Consider the following 18,155-nt stretch of genomic DNA (forward strand, 5'->3'; position numbering starts at 1 on the left):
TCGGCTGGCTCATGCACCACCGCCGACTCGTCCGCGACTACGAAACCCGACCCGACAACTCCGCCAGCATGATCACCCTCGCCATGATCGACAACCTCGCCAAACGCCTCACCACCGAAACCACCCCAACCTGGCGAGACGACTAAAACCACAACGCACGCAAAATACGTGAATCAGACGTCCTCTGAGGGCTGGTGACGCCGGAGCCGGTGAGCCGTACGACGGGTGGAGGTGATTTCCGCGCGCATCTTTGCGTAATTTCACGGATCTGCGCTCACCTACTCATTGCCTAGCATCCATATCACTGCCTGTCACATAGCGATCACCTCATGCTAGGAGGTTGGGTAGTGACATCACGTGGAGTCGTGCCATCGGGACGGCGTACGCGGTTACTCGCCGTGGTCGCGGTCATCGGTGGGCTGCTCGTCAGCGGACAACCGGCGCTGGCCGCAACACCGACCGCCGACGACAACGCCGTGACCTTGCCGGTGGCGCGAAGTGAAGGTTGGCAGCCCGATATCCAGACGCCTGACCCGGTGACCCTTCCCGGCACCACCAAGAAGATCACGCCGTTCGCGACACCGCTGAAACCGCAACAACCCAAGGCGCTGCCGGGTGCCACGAAGGGCCCCGGCGCCACGCTCAAGGTGGACAGCGCGGCCCGTGCGGCGATCCGCAAGGCGGACGAGCCGACCTTCCGTGGAGTTGCGCCGCAGGCCGGCCCCGACGACCCGCCGGGCGGGTTGTACTGCACCGAGGCGATCACGCGGAGCGGCTCCGTCAGCGGCGCGCCCAATCAGACCAACTACGCGGCGAACATCTCCTACCTGGCGGAGTTCGGTTGCAACTTCTGGCTGAGCGCGGCCTACATCGCCAGCGGCGTGATCGACCGGAGCCGCTTCGACGGCCAGTTCCTCTACACCACGGCACCCCAGTCGTACGGGCAGACCTACTACGGCGCGACCTCGGGCGGCCTCAGCATTCCCGGCGAGATGTTCGACGGTGGTCGCAGCGTGGAGATCGCCTTCGAGCTGTACCTGTTGGCACCGGCCGGTGTCTACTGGGGTGGCTGCTTCCCCATTCCCGGGCTGCGCTACCTGCTGTGTGAGGGGCTCGGTACCAACCTGCTGCACATCGTGCTGGGCACCGGGGCGTTCGGGACCGGGCTCCAGCCCCCGGTGATCCGGTATGTCGCACTCGGTGACTCCTACTCCTCGGGCACCGGCGCTCCGCCGTACTCCCATGAGGAGTGCCGGCGGTCGTCCTTGACCTACTCGAACCTCATCGCCGGGACGATCCTGTCCGGGCTGCCGGTGGACCGGCCGACCCTGGCGGCGTGTCACGGCGGGAAGATCGTCGACTTGTACGCGAGCCAGCATCCCGGCGTACCACCTCAACTGGACGCGATACAGCCACACACCCGGCTCGTCACGCTGACCATCGGCGGCAACGACCTCGACTTCTCGCTCAAGCTCACCGGCTGCTACCTGGGTGCTGATTGTTCCGGGTCGGGACCGTTGGTCACCCAGCAGCAGCTGGATCAGGTCCGAGTCCAGCTCACCGCCCTGTACCGGCAGATCAGGGCGGAGATGCACCCCAACGGGAGGCTGATGGTGCTGAGCTACCCGGCCGTCGTGCCCAACCCGGACGACCCCGCGGACCCGCCGCCGACCCAGGACCGCTGCCCGAACCTGGGCGGCAATCTCATCGAGAGCGAACGACGAGCGATCTACACCGCGACCGCCCAGACCGATCGGATGATCCGGGACGCCGTGCTGGCCACCGGCGACTCGCGGGTCACCTACGTCAACGGCCTGGAGCTGTTCCGCGGCCACCGGCTCTGTAGCACCAGCGGCGTGTGGGCCCACGGCCTCACCTCACCGGTGAGCGACTCGTTCCACCCCAACGCCTCGGGCTACCAGGCGATGGCGGCCCGGCTGGCCCAGGTCCTTCCCCCGCTCTGACGCACCGCCGGACGTCCAGCGGCCGACCGACCCCGGCCGGGCCCTCCCGTCGGGCATCCCTGGTCCGCCAGGGGTGCCCGACACCGGTTTCGCCGCTCGCGCCCGGCGCTGGCTCGCAAGGTGGCCGGGGGCGGACGGGGTCTGATCACGCCTCCGGGTTGGCCGGTAACACCACACCGCCTCCGTCGCGCAGCAGGGCGGCCAGGGTGGCCCGTGAGCTGACCCCCAGCTTGCGGTACACCCGGGTCAGATGGGCCTCGACGGTTCGTTCGGTCACGTAGAGGCGCATCGCGACGGCGCGGTTGGTGAGGCCCTCGGCCACCAGGACAGCGACCCGGTGTTCGGCCTGGGTGAGGTCGGGTCCGGCGGCAGCGCTCCACCGCCGCTGTCCGGCGCCGTGTCGGCGTTGGGCGTTGACCACCTGCTGGAGCAGCCACGCGGAGGACAGGCGTTCCGCGAGCGACCGGGCGAGGTGGATGTGTTCCCGAGCGGGACCGCTTTCGCCCAGGGCTTCGAGACAGTCCGCCACCGCCACGTGTGCCTGCCCGAGTGACAGGTCGGCCTGCCGGTCGGCGAGGAGTTCGGTGGCGCGCTGGGCTGCGACCAGGGCGTCGGCGGGGTTCCGGCGGGCGAGCAGCACGCTCGCGGTGGCCAGGTGGGCCTCGGCCTGCCGGACCTCCAGGCCGAGGGCGGCGGCGGCCTCCTCGGCCCGCTGCGACCAGGCGTACGCCTCGTCGATGAGGCCACCGGCGACCAGGAACTCGGCGTGTCCGGCGAGCCACTTGGGTTGCATGTCCCGGCGGCGGAACTTCATCCGGCCGGGCTGCACGAGCACGCTGGTCAGGTGTCGGGCCTCGGCGTGCCGCCCCTGGGCGTACCGGATGTGTGACAGGACCGCCACCGCGATGTCGTACAACGTCGGGTCCTGGCGGGCCTCCCGGACGGCTTGCTCACCGACCGGGGCTGCGGCCTTCGGGCCCGCGTGCCAGAGCAGCGCCATCGCCCGGTAGGTGAGCGCGATCGTCACCGCTGGCCGGGCACCCACCGACCGGCCGGCCCGTTCCGCCTCGATCGCCACGCTGATCGCCTCGTCGAGTCGCCCGCTGGCGGCGGCGATCCGGGCGTGTCCCGCGAGCAGTCCGGGCAGCACGTGTGCCTGGCCGTGTTCCCGGGCCAGTGCGACCGCCCGGGTGAGGTGTCGCAGGGCGCCTTCCTTGTCCAGTACGGTGCCCTGCACCCAGGCCAGCCATTCCGGGACGTCGAGACAGCCGGCGAGGGCGCGATCCGACATGGCGTCGACGAGTGCCTCGGCGGCGCGCAACTCGCTGCCCGCGACGTCGGTGACCCCGTGCGCGGCGGCGCGCGCGGCGAGGGTGGTCCTGGCCACGGCGGCCAACGGTGGGTTCGTCTCCATTTCGGTCGCCGCCTGGATGTCGCTGACCAGGGGATTCAGGTCGTCCCACCGGCCGTGTCGGGCGGCGAGCCGCCCCTGTGCCACGGAGAGCTGGGGCCGTAGGCGCTCCACCGTCGTGGCGTGCTCCCCGGCCAGTCGGGCCAACGCCGGGACGCCGGTGCCGAGTCGGTCGGCCAGGTCGGCCCGCAACACCGCCGAGGCGAGCCGGGTGTCGGGCCCGGGTGGCGCGCCGTGTGCCGCCTCCGCGAGTCGCAGCGCCCCGGTCAGGTCACCGGCTGCCGCCGTGGCCCGGGCCTCGGTCAGCAGCACGTCACCGAGGGCCACCGAGTCGTTCGGCGGTACCACGGTGGCCGCGAGGCGAGCCAGCCTCGCCGCCATCGCCGGATCGAGCGTCAACAGTTCGTGGGCGGTGTTGTTGATGCCCCGGTGCCGCGTGGCGGCCCGGCCGGCCTGAAACAGGTGCCACCCCCGGATACGCGGGTCCGCACCGCGTCGGCGTAGTACCGCGTCGGCGCGCAGGTGTGCCCGGGCCCGCCACCCGACGGGAGCGTCCTGGTATGCCGCGGCCCGGACCAGGGCGTGTCGCGGGCGCAGGATGCTCTCGTCGGCGCCGTACCGGAGCAGGTCCATCCGGACGAGCCGGTCGAGCGCCTCGACGGCCGCCGCCCGGCGCTGTTGGCCGACCTCCGCCACCAGCGCCGGGTCGGCCGCTTCGCCGAGGACCGCCATGGCGTGCAGCGCCCGTCGGGTCGACTGGTCCGCCAGGTCGGTCTCCGGCCCCAGGAGCCCGGCCAGCAGCTTGGACGGACCGATCTCCGCAACCCGTTCGAGCGCGACGCTCCCGTCGGTGTCGACCAGATCCGGGTGGGCGGCGAGGACGGCGAGCAGCCCCGGCAGCCGTCCGCCCACGGCGGCCAGCGTCGCCCGTCGGGCTGCCGGCAGCTCGGAGGGGAGCAGCGCATCGGCCGTCTCCTCGGGCAGCGCCCCCAGCGGCACGGCCATCTGCCGTATCCCCGCGCCGAGATCGGAGAGCAGGTGGAGCAGGCTCCGGGACGCCTGTCGGGGCCGATATGCGCAGACCACGGCCAGCCGTCCGGGGGGTGCGGCGTCGCCCAGGAGACGCCGTAGTGCGGCCACCGCCGGTTCCGCCCGATGGGCGTCGTCGAGGACGGCGACGACGGGACGGACCCGGCTGAGCCGACCCAGCCGGGCGAGCGCGGCGGGCGTCCACCGGTGGGCGGTCAGGTCGACGTGGAACTCACTCGGCAGGTGACGGAGCAGGTGGGTCAGGAAGGCCGTCTTACCGGCGCCCGGATCACCGGTGATCTCGACGAGTGTGGGTCTTCTCGGTACGAGCACGGCCAGGACGGCTCGGACCATTGCGAGTTCCTCGTCCCGTCCCGCCAACATGGACATTCGCTCACCATAGGCCGTCCGGACAGGGGATCGAGGTACGGGATTTCCCCAATGCTCCCGGCGGCACGCGCTGGCAATCATGTGCGCGGTTCCCGCCCATCGGCGGGAATTGCAGTTACAGCTAACGGTGAGGAGTCCTGATTTGCCCAGGAAACGATGGCGTCGGCTGTTGGTGCCGGTGCTCGCGATGTCGCTGGTGGTGTCCGGAATCGGTGGTCCGAACGCGGCCATCGCCCGCCCCTCCGAGGACGGGGCGCCGGCCGCCGTGACGGCGGCGCAGACCGTGGGTACGGCTGCGGACGGCGCGGAACTGGTGCGTGGTGTCTTCTTCATGCAGGGCGAGGTGGGCCGGAAGCTGGAGCGGCTGCCGTACGTCTTCATGGACGAAGAACGCCTGCGCAAGAACCGGTCGCCGAAGGCGGTGGCGGCGGTCAGCCGGCTGATCGAGGCTGCTGAGGCGGCCCAGCCCGGCATGCTTGCCAGCGTCTCCACCCGGATGCGCAGCGGTGACCCGTACCAGGTCGAGGAAGCGCTCACCGAGGCCGGTGCGGCGCTGCAGACGGTGATGGTGGAGCAGCCCACGCTCATCGACGACGACAAGACCTCAATCGAGACCGTCGTGGCGGTGGTGAACGCCGGAGCCTATGCGGTCGCGGCGGCAGTGGTGGTCGCGATCGCGGCCGTGATCGTCTTGCTGGCGCTGATCAACACGCCGCAGTTGCCTCGGGACGGCAGCCGGTCGCTGGAGGTCGAGCGGCTGATGGCCCTGTTCGCCACCGAACTACGCACCATCTGAACCCGGTGCGGGTGGGCTCGTGCCCACCCGCACCACTTCTTCCACGAGGAGATGACATGGCGGACAACCGGAACCAGGTGGTCGTACCCCGCCGTCCCGTGTTCTGGATCGGGCTACTGGTGGGCCTGATCGCCCTGTTCGACCTACAGACGTTCCTGCCCACCAACGCGATCACGCTGCCCGGACAGCACCAGGCCACCTCGGTGTTCCGGGTGCTTCTGCCCCAGGGCTGGGCGTTCTTCACCAAGTCACCCCGCTCCCCCGACCTCGCCGTGCACGCGATCCGACCGGACGGCCGACTGGAGAACATCACCGCGGGCGCCAACGCCGAGCCCCGGTACGCCTTCGGGCTCGACCGGTCCGCCCGCGCGCAGCCCACCGAACTGGCCCTGCTGGTGTCCCAGGTTTCCGCAGATGCCTGGCAGCAGTGCCGGCAGCCGACCGAGGCGTGCCTCGGCGAGGGGGCGTCGACGTCGGCGAACCCGGTCCGCAGCCAGAAGGACACCCCGACGGTGTGCGGTCCGGTCGTCATCGCCCGTACCGAACCGGTGCCCTGGGCCTACCGGGACCTGGTCGCCGGTGAGTTCCGGTTCACCCACGTCGTCCGGCTGGAGGTGTCGTGTTGAGCCGCCGTCGTCCCGGCTTCTCCGTCGCGGTGCCCTGGGGGTCCTGGCTCGGGCTCGCCCGTACGCTGCTCGCCACCTCGACCGCCGCGACCCTGGTGTTCAACGACGTCGGAACACTGTTCACCCCCCTTGTCGGGGCGGGGCCGGGGCCGCACTGCGTCGGCCCGGGCAACATCGGCGCGTTCTGCCTCGCCGGGCCGGAGCACGCGGAACTGGTGCGCTGGGCGTCGGTCGCGGTGCTGCTGGTGGTGGCGAGCGGGTGGCGTCCCCGGTTCACCGCCCTGCCGCACTGGTGGATCGCCTTCAGCCTGAGCACCAGCATGTCCATTCCGGACGGCGGCGAGCAGGTGAACCAGGTGATCACCCTGCTGCTGATACCGGTCCTGCTGGCCGACTCGCGTCGCTGGCACTGGCAGCCGCCGCCCTCGGCGGACCGGGTGATCCGCCCCGGTGGCCGGGGCACGCTGCTGGTCGCCACGGCTGTGGTCCTGCTCTTCGCGATCCGTCTACAGGTCGCCGGGATCTACTTCCAGGCGTCGGTGGCGAAGTTCAGCAAGCCGGAGTGGGCCGACGGCACGGTGATGTACTACTGGCTCAACCACCGTGGTTTCGGTTCCCCCGGCTGGCTGCAACCCGTGACGGACGCCCTGGTGAACCAGCCGGTGGGGGTGGCCCTGCTGACCTGGACTCCGTTGGCGATCGAGTTCGCGCTGGCCGTCAGTCTGCTGGTGCGTCCCGCCGTCCGGTGGTGGCTGTTGCCGTTCGGGGTGCTGCTGCACATCTCCATCGCGATGCTGATGGGGCTGTGGAGCTTCTCGATCATCATGATCGCCGCGCAGATTCTGCTGCTCGTACCCATGGGGACGCACCTACCCGACACCTGGCGAACGGTCCGGGAAGCGGTCCGTCGGCGACCCGCCCGGAAACCGGAAGCCGATACGCCGGACGTAAACGTGCCGGACGTGGGCTCCCCCTCGACCGAGCGGCGGAAGAAGGATGAGGAACCGACGCTGGCGGGCCAGCTTGTCGGTTAGCGGTCACTCACAGCCCGCGATCTCCCTGCGGGCGGGCGCCCGATCCCGCTCGCAGCCCTCGTCCGAGCCCGGACACGCTGACCTCCCCGGACGGTTGGCGGGTCCGGGCTCGACGAGCGCCACGGCGGTCACGGCCGGATGTCCGCGATCCGGGTCACCTGCTCCTCCTGGACCTGCCGGGCGGTGCGCAGGAAGTCGAGGATCGTGGTGAGTTGGTCGGTCGTGTACCGGGCCAGAGCCTCGGAACCGGCGACGCCCACCGGGGCGTAGATCTCGCGCTCGGCGTCACGGGCGGCGTCGGTCGTGGCGACGAGGACGCGCCGCCTGTTGTGCGGGTCCGGGATCCGTTCGGCGAGTCCGGCGCGCTGTAAGCGGTCGATGACCGTGGTCGTGGCGGCCGGGCTGAGCTTCAGCGCGTTGCTCAACTCACCGGCCGACAGTGGCCCGTCGTCCTGTAGCAGCAGATCCAGCGCCCGCAGGTCCGTCCGGTTCAGCCCGAGCGCGGTGGCTGCCGCCTCGTCGAACGCGTCGAAGCTCTGCTGGAGCAGCCGCAGGTGCGTGGCGACGACACCGACCAACTCATCTTTCGACATTCGAAACTTCCTGCTATCGTAATGTTCGATCAGCAAATCGTACCGGATTGGGGGCGGCATGAGTACCGACGACCAGGCGATCATCACCTTGTTCGACCGCCTGATGCAGGCATGGACCGACAATGACGCGGTGGCCTACGGGAGCTGCTTCACCGAGGACTCCGACTACGTCTCCTACGACGGCACCCGCGCGGTCGGCCGGGCACCCATGCAACACGCCCACGACCAGCTCTTCCGTGGCGTACTGGCCGGGTCAGCGCTGGTCGGCGAGGTCGAGTCGATTCGCCACGTCACCCCCGACGTCGCGATCGTCCACGGCACCGCCTCGGTCCTGATGCCATGGCGGTCGACGCTGCCCAAGCGGCGCCGGTCCCGGCAGACCCTGGTCGCCGTACGCACCCCGGACGGCTGGCGGTTCACCGCCCTGCACAACGGTCGAATCCGACCGGTCGGCATCCCCGCCCCCGACTCCGTACCGTCGCGCATGTCGCAGGCCATGGGGCGGTTCGCTCGCGGTCTCGGCCTCGGCCGTCGCGCCACGACAGCCTGACGCCGGTCAGCGCCGACAGCCTCACACCGGTCAGCGCCGACAGCCTCACACCGGTCAGCGCCGCAGGACCGGATACCGGTCCTGCGGCAGTCGATTCCGGCGTCGAACGCCTTGCGGGCACGGTCACTCAGCCCGCACCAGGCGGCGGGCGGTGCACCGGTCGCCGCCTGCGCCGACTGCCGGTACGCTGCATCGGGCGACCTCAGCCCGCTCCTGCGCGGCCTGCGGCCACCGTCTCCGACTGGTACATCACAGTGATCGATCCCGACGGCACGAGAGGCGAACCGACGATGACGGCGGCACCCGGTGAGCTTCCCACCGCTGCGGACCCGGCCGTTTCGGGCCAGGCGGCAGAGGATCTGCGGACGTTGTTCGGGCACTCCATCGCCGTCTACGCATCGTTGATCGGGCCGCAGCACGTGGTGGAGACGGCGAACCCGGCGTTCTTCGCCGCCATCGGCGAGCAGCGGGCCCACACCGGCGTACCGCTCGTGGACGTGATGCCCGAGTTGACCAACCAGGGCTTCATCGAGCTGCTCGATCAGGTCTACCGCACGGGTGAGTCCTACACGGGCCGGGACGTCCGGGTCATGTTGGGCGTCGAGCCGCACGCCCGGGAGGCGTACTTCGACTTCACCTACGAGCCGCGCCGGGACACCGACGGCACCGTGATCGGCATCCGCGTGATCGGCGTGGAGACCACGCAGGTCAAGCACGCGCAGCGGTTGATGGCCGAGCACCGCGCCATGCTGGAACAGATCGCCCGCCAGGCACCGCTCACCGAGGTGCTCGACGGCATGGCGCGGTGTATCGAGAACCTCGCCCCGCAGGAGATGCTCGTCTCCGTGCTGCTCACCGACCCCGACGGCCAGCACCTGCGCCACGGTGCCGCGCCCAGCCTGCCGGACTTCTACAACCAGGCCATCGACGGGATCGCCACCGGCGAGGGGGTCGGCTCCTGCGGCACCGCCGCCCACCGGCGGGAACCGGTCATCGTCACCGACATCGCCACCGATCCGTTCTGGGTCGACTTCCGCGAGCTGGCCGAGCGTGCCGGGCTGGCCGCCTGCTGGTCCACGCCGATCCTGGCCCGCGACGGCAGCCTGCTGGGCACGTTCGCCATGTACCACCGCACCCCGCGCGTTCCGCAGGACACCGACCTGGCCCTCGCCCGAGTGTTCACCGGCACCGCCGCGCTGGCCATCGAGCGTCACCACATCGAGCAGGCGAAGCTCGAAGCGGAGGCGCAGGCCAAGGCGGCTCATGACGAACTCGCCAAGGCGATACGCGCGGAGCGGGAACTTCGAGCCGAGGCCGAGCAGCGCGCAGCCGCCGCCGCAGAGCTGAACGCCCAGATGCGCGCCGCCGCAGCCGCCCAGGCCGCCGCGCCACACCCGGAGCACTGCCAGCTCGGCGGCAGGCAGGGCTGCCCCGAACCGGCCGAGATCAAGATCGCCGACTCCTGGGGAGACTCGGCGTGGGGCTGCCCCCGCCATGTCGAGGAGGCCATCCTCAACGTACGGGCGGTCTTCATCGCGACCGAGGAACTCGGCGGCCTGGCCGCCTACGTAAACCGCTGACCGACGGTCCCACGGTGCCGTTCCCCGCAGCCTTGCGGGGTGGGGCGTGGGGGGGGGGGGGGGGGGGGGGGCCCCCCCCCCCCCCCGACGCGATGAACGGCAGTGAGGCGACTCGCGCCTCAACCGCCGTACGCGGCAGGCGTCACGCCTGCTTGGTCTCCCAGAAGATCTTGGAGATCTCGTCGATCTTCTGGAGCAGTTCGTCCGCCTTGGACGGGTCGGTGGCGCCCTTGGCCCCGGCGGCACCGGCCAGCTTGGTGGCCTCGTTGAACAGCTGGTGCAGGTGCGGGTACTTCTCGAAGTGCGGCGGCTTGAAGTAGTCGGTCCACAGCACCCAGAGGTGGTGCTTGACCAGGTCAGCCCGCTGCTCCTTGATCAGGATCGCCCTGGTGCGGAACTCCGGATCGGTGTTGGCCTGGTACTTCTCGCAGATCATTTTCACCGACTCGGCCTCGATGCGGGCCTGTGCGGGGTCGTAGACGCCGCAGGGCAGGTCGCAGTGGGCGCTGGCGCTCACGCGGGGCGTAAGGATGCGTGGAAGTCGCATCGGGATCCTCCATGGGAAGTTTGCGATGATCCAAGACGACATTACTCCTGGACGGTGGTCCCCGAGGCCGCTGGAGGTGAAACCCGTGCCCGCACCCCGGCTGCGGTGGCCGCTGTCGGCCGTGCTGGTGACCGGACCCTCCATGTCGCCCACGCTGCGCCACGGTGACGCGGTGCTGGTACGGCGGGGGGACCGTGCCGTCCGCCCCGGTGACGTGGTGATCGCGGTCTTCCGCAGCCGGCCTGAGTTGCTGGTGGTCAAACGGGCGGTTCGCCCGGTCGACGGCGGCTGGTGGCTGGCCGGAGACAACGATCTGGTCACCGACGACTCCCGGGCGTACGGCGTGGCTGACGTGCATGGCCGCGTGCTGCTCCGGTACTGGCCACGGCCGGGACGGTTGTCGTCCCGGCCGTTATGACCCTGCTCACATACTGGACCGTAGGGCGTGACTATGCTCGGAAGCGCCCGGGTGACCCCCCGCACCGCGCGCCGCCGCTCGTCGCCTCACCGTGCGCCCGATCGGTCGGTCCAGTCGCTCGATTCTTCTGGAGTCACCATGTCTTCGTCCACCGTGGACCCTGCTGATCCCGTCTTCCAACTGCACCGGGGCGGCAAGATGGCCGTCGTCTCAACCGTGCCGCTGACCAGCCGTGAGGACCTCTCCCTCGCGTACACACCGGGTGTGGCCCGGGTCTGCGAGGCGATCGCCGCCGAACCGGACCTCGCGCACGACTACACCTGGGCGTCGCGCACCGTCGCGGTCGTCACCGACGGTTCGGCCGTACTCGGTCTCGGCAACATCGGCCCGAGCGCCGCGCTGCCGGTGATGGAGGGCAAGGCCGTGCTGTTCAAGCAGTTCGGTGGAGTCGACGCGGTACCCGTCTGCCTGGCCACCCAGGACGTCGACGAGATCGTCGCGGTGGTCACCGCGCTCGCGCCGTCGTTCGGTGGCATCAACCTGGAAGACATCAGCGCGCCCCGGTGCTTCGAGGTGGAGCGGCGGCTCGACGAGGCGTTGGACATCCCTGTCTTCCACGACGACCAGCACGGCACCGCGATCGTCGTGCTGGCGGCGTTGCGCAACGCCGCGACGCTGCTCAACCGCAAACTCGGCGATCTGCGGGTGGCCGTCAGCGGCGCCGGGGCGGCCGGCGTGGCGGTGACCAAGATGCTGGTGGCCGGCGGAGTGGACCCGGAGCGGGTGGTGGTCTGCGACTCCCGGGGCATCATCTCCCGGCAGCGCACCGGGCTGACCGGGACGAAGGCGGAGCTCGCCGAGCTGACCAACGCCGACGGTCGGCAGGGTGACATCACCGAGGCGCTGCGCGACGCCGACGTGTTGATCGGCGTCTCCGGCGGGCTGATCCCCGAGCGGGCGGTGGCCGGGATGGCACCGGACGGCATCGTGTTCGCGCTGGCCAACCCCACCCCCGAGGTGGACCCGGCGGTGGCCGCTCGGCACGTCGCGGTGGTCGCCACCGGTCGTAGCGATTACCCGAACCAGATCAACAACGTGTTGGCCTTCCCGGGCGTGTTCCGGGGAGCGCTTGAGGCCCGAGCCTCCCGGATCACCGACGCCATGAAGGTCGCCGCGGCCGACGCGATCGCCTCGGTGGTGGCCGAGGCGCTGACGCCGGAGGCCATCGTCCCCTCGCCGCTCGATCCCAGGGTGGCACCGGCGGTGGCCGACGCGGTCGCCGAGGCCGCCCGCCGCGACGGCGTCGCCCGCGCCTGAGGTGTTGGTGTAAGGAAGGGCACCTTCTTAACGCCTGGTGTATAGGAAGGGTCCCTTCCTTACATCCAGGTGTAGGAAGGGGCCCTTCTTAACGGGCGCTCAGCTTGTTACGGTGCGGATCATGCGTGCCGCCTTCGCCTGCCGATTCGACGACGCCGACCCGCTCGCCGCGCTCACCGTCGGTGAGCAACCCGAGCCGAGCCTGGCCGACGACGACTGGGTGACGCTGCGCGTCACGGCCAGTTCGCTCAACCACCACGACCTCTGGTCACTGCGCGGGGTCGGGCTCCGGGCCGAGCAGTTGCCGATGATTCTCGGCTGCGACGCCACCGGCGTGGACCCGGACGGCAACGAGGTGGTCGTCTACCCCGTCGTGCCGACGCCGGGCGATCCGCGCGGGATGTCCATCCTCTCCGAGCACTTCCCCGGCACGCTGGCGGAGCGGGTGGCCGTACCCCGGTCGAATCTGCTGCGGCTGCCGACGGGGCTCACGGCCACCGACGCCGCGTGCCTGCCGACGGCCTGGCTGACGGCCTGGCGGATGCTCACCACCAAGGGCCGGGTCGACGAGGCCGACGCCGTCCTGGTACAGGGCGCCGGGGGCGGCGTGGCCACCGCGGCCGTCGTGCTGGCCGCCGCGATGGGCAAACGGGTGTACGCGACCAGCCGGGATGCCGCCAAGCGTGCGCGCATCGCCGAGTTGGGCGCGACCGCCGTGGAACCCGGCGCACGGCTGCCCGAGCGGGTCGACGTGGTGATCGAGACGGTCGGCGCGGCCACCTTCGACCACTCGTTGAAGTCGTCCGCCCTGGGGGCCCGGATCGTGGTCTCCGGCGCGACCGCCGGTCACGAGCCGAAGGTCAACCTGCGCCGGGTCTTCGCCATGCAGTTGGAGATCCTGGGCACCTCGATGGGCACCCTGGACGAGCTGGCCGCCCTGCTGACCTTCTGCGCCGAGCGGGGGGTCCGCCCGGTGGTGGACAGCGTCGTGCCGTTCAGCCGGGTCGGCGACGCCTTCGCCCGCCTGCACTCCGGGGACGTCTTCGGCAAGGTGGTCGTCGACCACACCGCGTGAGACCGCCGCTCACCTTGCGGTCGTCGTCGCCGGGCGAGCGCCGGAGGCGACGACGACCGGGTGTTCGTACGCGGATCCGCGTGACCTACAGCTGGTTGTCGAGGTTGGCGATGCCGTCGCGGGAGGCGGCGGTGGAAATACGCTCCTTGGCCTCGGCGTCGCCGTAGAGCGTCCACCGGAGGAACTCGATGGTGGTGTCCGAGACCACCCGCAGCGACGCTCCCTCATCGCGCAGCAGGCCACGGCCGTGGTCGCCGTCGGGCAGGCTCAGCATCGCCTTCGGCCACGGCACCTTGTCGTACGCGGCCTTGCCGGCGGCGTACTGCACCACCTCGTCGACCTCGCCGTGCACGAACAGTTGCGGAGCGGGGGTACCGGCGAACGCGGTGCCCACCCCGGCGGCGGTGCCGGAGAGGACGACCCCGGCGGAGAGCCGGATGTCGCGGTTGAAGGTGAACAACCCGATGGTGGTCACCCCTCCCGCCGAGTGCCCGGCGGCGGCGACCCGGTCGGTGGCCAGTCGGCCGCGCAGCGGATCGCCGTCACGGGTGTCGAGGGCGAGCACCCGGGTCAACGCGGACGACACGTCTGCCGCCTGGTTGAGCACGTCGAACACGTTGAGGTTCGCACTGCTCCCGGAGGTGTTCGGGAAGGTCGGGGCGGCCACCACGAATCCGGCGGCGGCCCAGCGGGTCACCAGCGTGGCGTAGTCCTCCGGGTAACCGCCCAGGCCATGGCTGAACATGATCACGGGAAACGTCCCGTCGGCGGCGTCGGCACCGCTGACCGGATTCCCGCCGGCCCGCCCGACCGCGGGATACCAGATGGTGATCGGCACCTTCCGGTCGTCGTCGGGGTTCGCCTTCAGCTTGCGTACGCCGAGTGCGAAGGTCCGCTCCGGGGCGCTGCCGGCGGGGATCGCCGGTGCCGAGGCGGAGGCCGACGGCGTGACGGAGGCGGTGGCCGACGGGCTGGGCGCTTCCGCCCCGACGGTCGGCTCCTGATCGGTGGAACAGCCGACCAGAGCGCTGGCGAGAAGACCGGTGGCGACCAGAGCGGCGACGGTGCGAGGCGACATGGCTCAGATTGTGCCCGCCGTCGGCTCGTCCGGGCGGTGCGGGCTCGACGGCGGTGGGCAGGATGCCGACTGGACAGGTTTCGCTAAGGTTCCCGGCATGGCTGAGAACTACACCGATCCGAGCGGCAACACCGAGGCGTTCCGCGCCTTCGTCAACACGGACACCGCTGCGGCGGAGGCGACCTCGCGTACCGGCCTGATCATCGGGGCGGCAGTGGTCGCCGTGGTGCTGCTCGCCCTCGCCACCTGGCTCGCCTTCGGCTGACCGGTCGGGCTCGACCGATCCTCCGCACGTCGCCCGCGCGCCCGGCCGACCCCGCTGCGCCCGTGGGCCGACCAGTCGTGCCCGGCCGAGGTCAACCGCCGTCCGCGACCACTGCCCGGGCGGCCCGGGCGATCTCCCGCTCCTCGTCGGTGCCGATGACGCAGACGGCGACCTCCGCCCCGTCCGGGGAGATCAGCCGATCGCCGCTGCCCACGTTGCGGTCCGGGTCGACGACGATGCCGAGCCGGTCCAGTCCGGCCAGCGTCGCCGCGCGTACCGGTGCCGCGTGCTCGCCGACACCGGCGGTGAAGGTGACCGCGTCCACCCGGCCGAGCAGCGCGTAGTACGCCCCCACATAGCCGGTGATCCGGCGGCAGTAGACGTCGAAGGCGAGCGCTGCGGCCTCGTCACCGGCGGCCCGGCGGGCGAGTAGTTCGCGTACGTCGTTGACCCCGCTCAACCCGAGCAGGCCGCTGCGGTGGTTGAGCAGATCGTCGATCTCGTCGACGCCCATGCCCCCCTCGCGACGCAGGTGGAACACGATGGTCGGATCGAGATCACCACTGCGGGTACCCATCACCAGGCCCTCCAGTGGCGACATCCCCATCGAGGTGGCGACGCTGCGGCCACCGGCCACCGCGCACGCGCTCGCGCCGTTGCCCAGGTGCAGCGTGATCGTGTTGATCTCCTCGTACGGGCGGTCCAGCAGTTCCGCCGTGCGCCGGGACACGTACGCGTGGGAGGTGCCGTGGAAGCCGTACCGCCGGACCCCGTACCGCTGTGCGACCTCGCGGTCGATCGCGTACGTGGCGGCGGATTCGGGCAGCGTGTGGTGGAACGCGGTGTCGAAGACCGCCACCTGCGGCACGTCCGGCAGGGCCCGACGGGCCACCTCGATACCGGCGAGGTTCGCCGGATTGTGCAGGGGCGCCAGCGGCACCAGGTCGGCGATGGCGGCCAGTACGGCGTCGTCGACGAGGGTCGGTGCGGTGAACCGCCGGCCGCCGTGCACCACCCGGTGACCCACGACCGCCAGGCCGGTCAGGTCCAGCTCGCCCAGGATCTGCCGGATCGCGCCGGTGTGGTCGCTCGGCCCACCGCCGGGCTCGCCGATGCGTTCGACGGTGCCCTTGTCCAGGACGCGGTCACCGTCGTACAGCCGGTATTTGATCGATGAGGAGCCGCTGTTGAGCACCAGCACCTTGCTCATGCCGACCCTCCGTCGCACTGCGGGGTGGCCGCGGGCCTACCGGGGCCGGGTCGGCGGTTCACGACGCCGCCTCGTCCGACGTGGGCACCTCGGCGAGTGCGGCGGCCTGGATGGCGGTGATCGCCACGGTGTTCACGATGTCCGGCACGGTGGCCCCCCGGGAGAGATCGTTGACCGGCCGGCGTAGGCCCTGCATGACCGGCCCGACGGCCACCGCTCCGGCGGAGCGCTGCACCGCCTTGTAGGTGTTGTTGCCGGTGTTCAGGTCGGGGAAGATGAAGACCGTCGCACGACCGGCGACCGGGCTGTCCGGCAGTTTGGTGGCCGCGACCGCCGGATCGATCGCCGCGTCGTACTGGATCGGACCCTCCACGGCCAGGTCAGGTCGGCGTTGGCGGACCAGCGCGGTGGCGGCGGCGACCTTTTCCACGTCCTCGCCCGCACCGGAGCTGCCGGTCGAGTACGACAGCATCGCCACCCGAGGTTCGATGCCGAACCGGGCCGCGGTGTCCGCCGACGAGATGGCGATGTCGGCGAGCTGTGCGGCGTCCGGGTCACGGTTCACCGCACAGTCGCCGTAGACCAGGACCCGGTCGGCGAGCAGCATGAAGAAGACGCTGGAGGCGACGGAGACGTCCGGCATGGTCTTGACGATCTCGAAGGCCGGGCGGATGGTCGCCGCCGTGGTGTGCGTGGCACCGGAGACCATGCCGTCGGCGTGGCCTGCCCACACCATCATGGTGCCGAAGTAGTTCGGTTGGGCGACGATGTCGTGGGCCAGTTCGGCGGTGACGCCCCGGTGGGCACGCAGCTTCGCGTACGCCTCGGCGAACTCGTCGCGCCACGGGCTGGTCGCCGGGTCCACCACCTGTGCCTTGCCGATGTCCACGCCCAGGTCCCGGGCGCGTCGAGCGACCTCCTCGGGGCGGCCGAGCAGAGTCAGGTCGGCGACCCGCCGACGCAACAGGATCTCGGTGGCGCGCAGGATCCGCTCCTCGGTCCCCTCGGGCAGCACCAGGTGCCGCCGTTGGGCGCGGGCGCGGTCGATCAGGTCGTACTCGAACATCAGCGGGGTGACCCGGGTGGGGCGGCTGACCCGTAGCCGGGCGGCCAGCTCGTCGGTGTCCACGTGCGCCTCGAACGCGCCGACAGCGGTCTCCACCTTCCGGGGGTTCCCGATGTTGGGTCGGCCCTCGATCCGGCTCGACGCGGCCACCGTGTGATAGCTGTCGCTGTCCACCGAGAGGACCGCGAGCCGGGCGTTCAGCGCCTCCACCAGGCGCATCGCCCGGGGATCGGGTGGCACGCCGAGGGTGAGCACCAGCCCGGCCAGGGACACCTCCCCGGCGACGTGCGCGGCGCTCGCCGCGACCAGCAGGTCGTCCCGGTCGCCCGGCATGATCACCAGCGCGCCCTCGGTCAGGTGCTCCAACAGGGTCGGCACGTGGGCGGCGCCGACGACGTAGTCGAGCACGTCACGGGAGAGGGCGTTCTCGTCGCCGGCCAGCAACCGGGCGTTCAGCGCCGCCGCCACCTCCGCCACGGTCGGCGCGGAGACGCTCGGCACCTCCGGAATGGCGTACGTGGGGACCGGCAGCCGGGGCAGCGTCATCGACTCGGGAACCCGGTTGGCGAGCACCGCGAGCACGGTCGCGCCGAGGTCCGCGAGGTCGTGGTAGGCGCCCCGGGCGGCGGCGGCGATCGCCTCCGGCTGCCGCCCGTACCCGTCGACCACGGGCACCACGACGCTGCCGAACTCGGTGGCCAGTCGGGCGTTGAAGGCCAGTTCCCGTGGCCCGGCCTTGTCACCGGCGGCGGCGAAGTCACTGCCGATGACGACCATCGCGGCGAATTTCCGCTCCACCTCGCGGTAGCGCTCGACGATCCGGGTGATCAGTTCCTCCCGGCGACCGTCGGCGACCAGGGCGGTGGCCTCGGCGTACGTGGTGCCGTGCAGGTCAGCCACCGGCAGCCCCACCCGGTAACGCTCGCTGAGCAGGGCGAGGATCGGGTCGGGACGGTCCTGCGCGACCAGCGGACGGAACACGCCGATCCCGCCGACCTGCCGGGACAACAACTCGGCGAGGCCGAGGGCGATGGTCGACTTCCCCCCGCCCGAGCCGACACTGGTCAGGTACACGCTGCGGGCCACGGACTCACGCTACAAGATCAGGGTTGTTCCCGCGTAGGTCCTCGGACCCGCCCATCCGGGCCGTCCGGCAATCCCGCGCGCCCACGGGCCACCGAGCCTGCGCCACCAGCGTGGCGGGGG

16 protein-coding genes and 1 pseudogene are annotated in these 18,155 nt (G+C 71.1%); 11 read left to right on the plus strand and 6 right to left on the minus strand.

Annotated features, from left to right (window positions below):
* Together ACLQ2S_RS21640 and ACLQ2S_RS21645 are read left to right on the plus strand one after the other, a co-directional pair.
* A pseudogene (locus ACLQ2S_RS21640) lies at positions 1-146 on the plus strand (IS5 family transposase); the annotation flags it as partial.
* Positions 147-347: 201 nt separating this feature from the next.
* Positions 348-1,964: a GDSL-type esterase/lipase family protein gene (locus ACLQ2S_RS21645; protein ID WP_425702512.1), complete on the plus strand. Its 1,617-nt coding sequence runs from the start codon at positions 348-350 to the stop codon at positions 1,962-1,964.
* Positions 1,965-2,109: 145 nt separating this feature from the next.
* On the opposite strand, the gene ACLQ2S_RS21650 is transcribed toward ACLQ2S_RS21645, so the two are convergent.
* Positions 2,110-4,794, minus strand: coding sequence for a LuxR C-terminal-related transcriptional regulator (locus ACLQ2S_RS21650; RefSeq protein WP_425702514.1), 2,685 nt, complete (start codon positions 4,792-4,794; stop codon positions 2,110-2,112).
* 142 nt (positions 4,795-4,936) lie between these two features.
* Here ACLQ2S_RS21650 and ACLQ2S_RS21655 point away from each other — a divergent pair, with 142 nt between their 5' ends.
* Genes ACLQ2S_RS21655 through ACLQ2S_RS21665 form a run of 3 tightly spaced genes read left to right on the plus strand, consistent with a single transcriptional unit; the run spans position 4,937 to position 7,250 of the window.
* On the plus strand, positions 4,937-5,590 hold the full coding sequence (locus ACLQ2S_RS21655) for a hypothetical protein (protein WP_425702516.1): 654 nt from the start codon (positions 4,937-4,939) through the stop codon (positions 5,588-5,590).
* A 56-nt stretch (positions 5,591-5,646) separates the two neighbouring features.
* Positions 5,647-6,216 (plus strand): SdpA family antimicrobial peptide system protein, encoded by a 570-nt coding sequence (locus ACLQ2S_RS21660; RefSeq protein WP_155217533.1) that lies wholly within the window; start codon positions 5,647-5,649, stop codon positions 6,214-6,216.
* Positions 6,213-7,250, plus strand: coding sequence for a sporulation-delaying protein SdpB family protein (locus ACLQ2S_RS21665; protein ID WP_155217531.1), 1,038 nt, complete (start codon positions 6,213-6,215; stop codon positions 7,248-7,250). Before ACLQ2S_RS21660 ends, ACLQ2S_RS21665 begins: the two co-directional genes overlap by 4 nt.
* Before the next feature lie 128 nt (positions 7,251-7,378).
* Here ACLQ2S_RS21665 and ACLQ2S_RS21670 read toward each other — a convergent pair whose 3' ends face one another.
* On the minus strand, positions 7,379-7,843 hold the full coding sequence (locus tag ACLQ2S_RS21670; RefSeq protein WP_425702519.1) for a MarR family winged helix-turn-helix transcriptional regulator: 465 nt from the start codon (positions 7,841-7,843) through the stop codon (positions 7,379-7,381).
* Between the two features lie 58 nt (positions 7,844-7,901).
* Here ACLQ2S_RS21670 and ACLQ2S_RS21675 point away from each other — a divergent pair, with 58 nt between their 5' ends.
* Both ACLQ2S_RS21675 and ACLQ2S_RS21680 read left to right on the plus strand, forming a co-directional pair.
* Positions 7,902-8,393: an SgcJ/EcaC family oxidoreductase gene (locus ACLQ2S_RS21675; protein ID WP_155217527.1), complete on the plus strand. Its 492-nt coding sequence runs from the start codon at positions 7,902-7,904 to the stop codon at positions 8,391-8,393.
* Positions 8,394-8,683: 290 nt separating this feature from the next.
* Positions 8,684-9,973, plus strand: a complete 1,290-nt coding sequence (locus ACLQ2S_RS21680; protein WP_155217525.1) for a GAF domain-containing protein — start codon at positions 8,684-8,686, stop codon at positions 9,971-9,973.
* Positions 9,974-10,115: 142 nt separating this feature from the next.
* Here the strand turns inward: ACLQ2S_RS21680 and sodN are convergent, their stop codons facing one another.
* Entirely contained in the window at positions 10,116-10,520 is a 405-nt protein-coding gene (gene sodN / locus ACLQ2S_RS21685) for a superoxide dismutase, Ni (RefSeq protein WP_099849980.1), read from the minus strand.
* Positions 10,521-10,545: 25 nt separating this feature from the next.
* On the opposite strand from sodN, the gene ACLQ2S_RS21690 reads away from it, so the two are divergent.
* The 3 genes from ACLQ2S_RS21690 to ACLQ2S_RS21700 all read left to right on the plus strand — a co-directional run bounded on the left by ACLQ2S_RS21690 (position 10,546) and on the right by ACLQ2S_RS21700 (position 13,330).
* On the plus strand, positions 10,546-10,938 hold the full coding sequence (locus ACLQ2S_RS21690; RefSeq protein WP_155214693.1) for a S24/S26 family peptidase: 393 nt from the start codon (positions 10,546-10,548) through the stop codon (positions 10,936-10,938).
* Positions 10,939-11,076: 138 nt separating this feature from the next.
* A complete protein-coding gene (locus tag ACLQ2S_RS21695) occupies positions 11,077-12,255 on the plus strand; it encodes an NAD(P)-dependent malic enzyme (protein WP_155214694.1) in 1,179 nt (392 codons plus the stop codon).
* Between the two features lie 112 nt (positions 12,256-12,367).
* On the plus strand, positions 12,368-13,330 hold the full coding sequence (locus tag ACLQ2S_RS21700; protein WP_309222554.1) for a zinc-binding dehydrogenase: 963 nt from the start codon (positions 12,368-12,370) through the stop codon (positions 13,328-13,330).
* Positions 13,331-13,415: 85 nt separating this feature from the next.
* Here ACLQ2S_RS21700 and ACLQ2S_RS21705 read toward each other — a convergent pair whose 3' ends face one another.
* On the minus strand, positions 13,416-14,408 hold the full coding sequence (locus tag ACLQ2S_RS21705) for an alpha/beta hydrolase family protein (protein ID WP_155214696.1): 993 nt from the start codon (positions 14,406-14,408) through the stop codon (positions 13,416-13,418).
* 97 nt (positions 14,409-14,505) lie between these two features.
* On the opposite strand from ACLQ2S_RS21705, the gene ACLQ2S_RS21710 reads away from it, so the two are divergent.
* Complete coding sequence (locus tag ACLQ2S_RS21710; RefSeq protein ID WP_196222425.1) at positions 14,506-14,673, plus strand: hypothetical protein; 168 nt, start codon at positions 14,506-14,508, stop codon at positions 14,671-14,673.
* A 91-nt stretch (positions 14,674-14,764) separates the two neighbouring features.
* On the opposite strand, the gene ACLQ2S_RS21715 is transcribed toward ACLQ2S_RS21710, so the two are convergent.
* Together ACLQ2S_RS21715 and pta are read right to left on the minus strand one after the other, a co-directional pair.
* Complete coding sequence (locus ACLQ2S_RS21715) at positions 14,765-15,883, minus strand: acetate/propionate family kinase (protein ID WP_155214697.1); 1,119 nt, start codon at positions 15,881-15,883, stop codon at positions 14,765-14,767.
* Positions 15,884-15,941: 58 nt separating this feature from the next.
* Positions 15,942-18,035, minus strand: a complete 2,094-nt coding sequence (pta, locus tag ACLQ2S_RS21720; RefSeq protein ID WP_309222555.1) for a phosphate acetyltransferase — start codon at positions 18,033-18,035, stop codon at positions 15,942-15,944.
* Between the last annotated feature and the right edge of the window lie 120 nt (positions 18,036-18,155).

Source organism: Micromonospora sp. DT48, assembly GCF_049844495.1.
In the GTDB taxonomy this organism is placed as follows: Bacteria; Actinomycetota; Actinomycetes; order Mycobacteriales; family Micromonosporaceae; genus Micromonospora.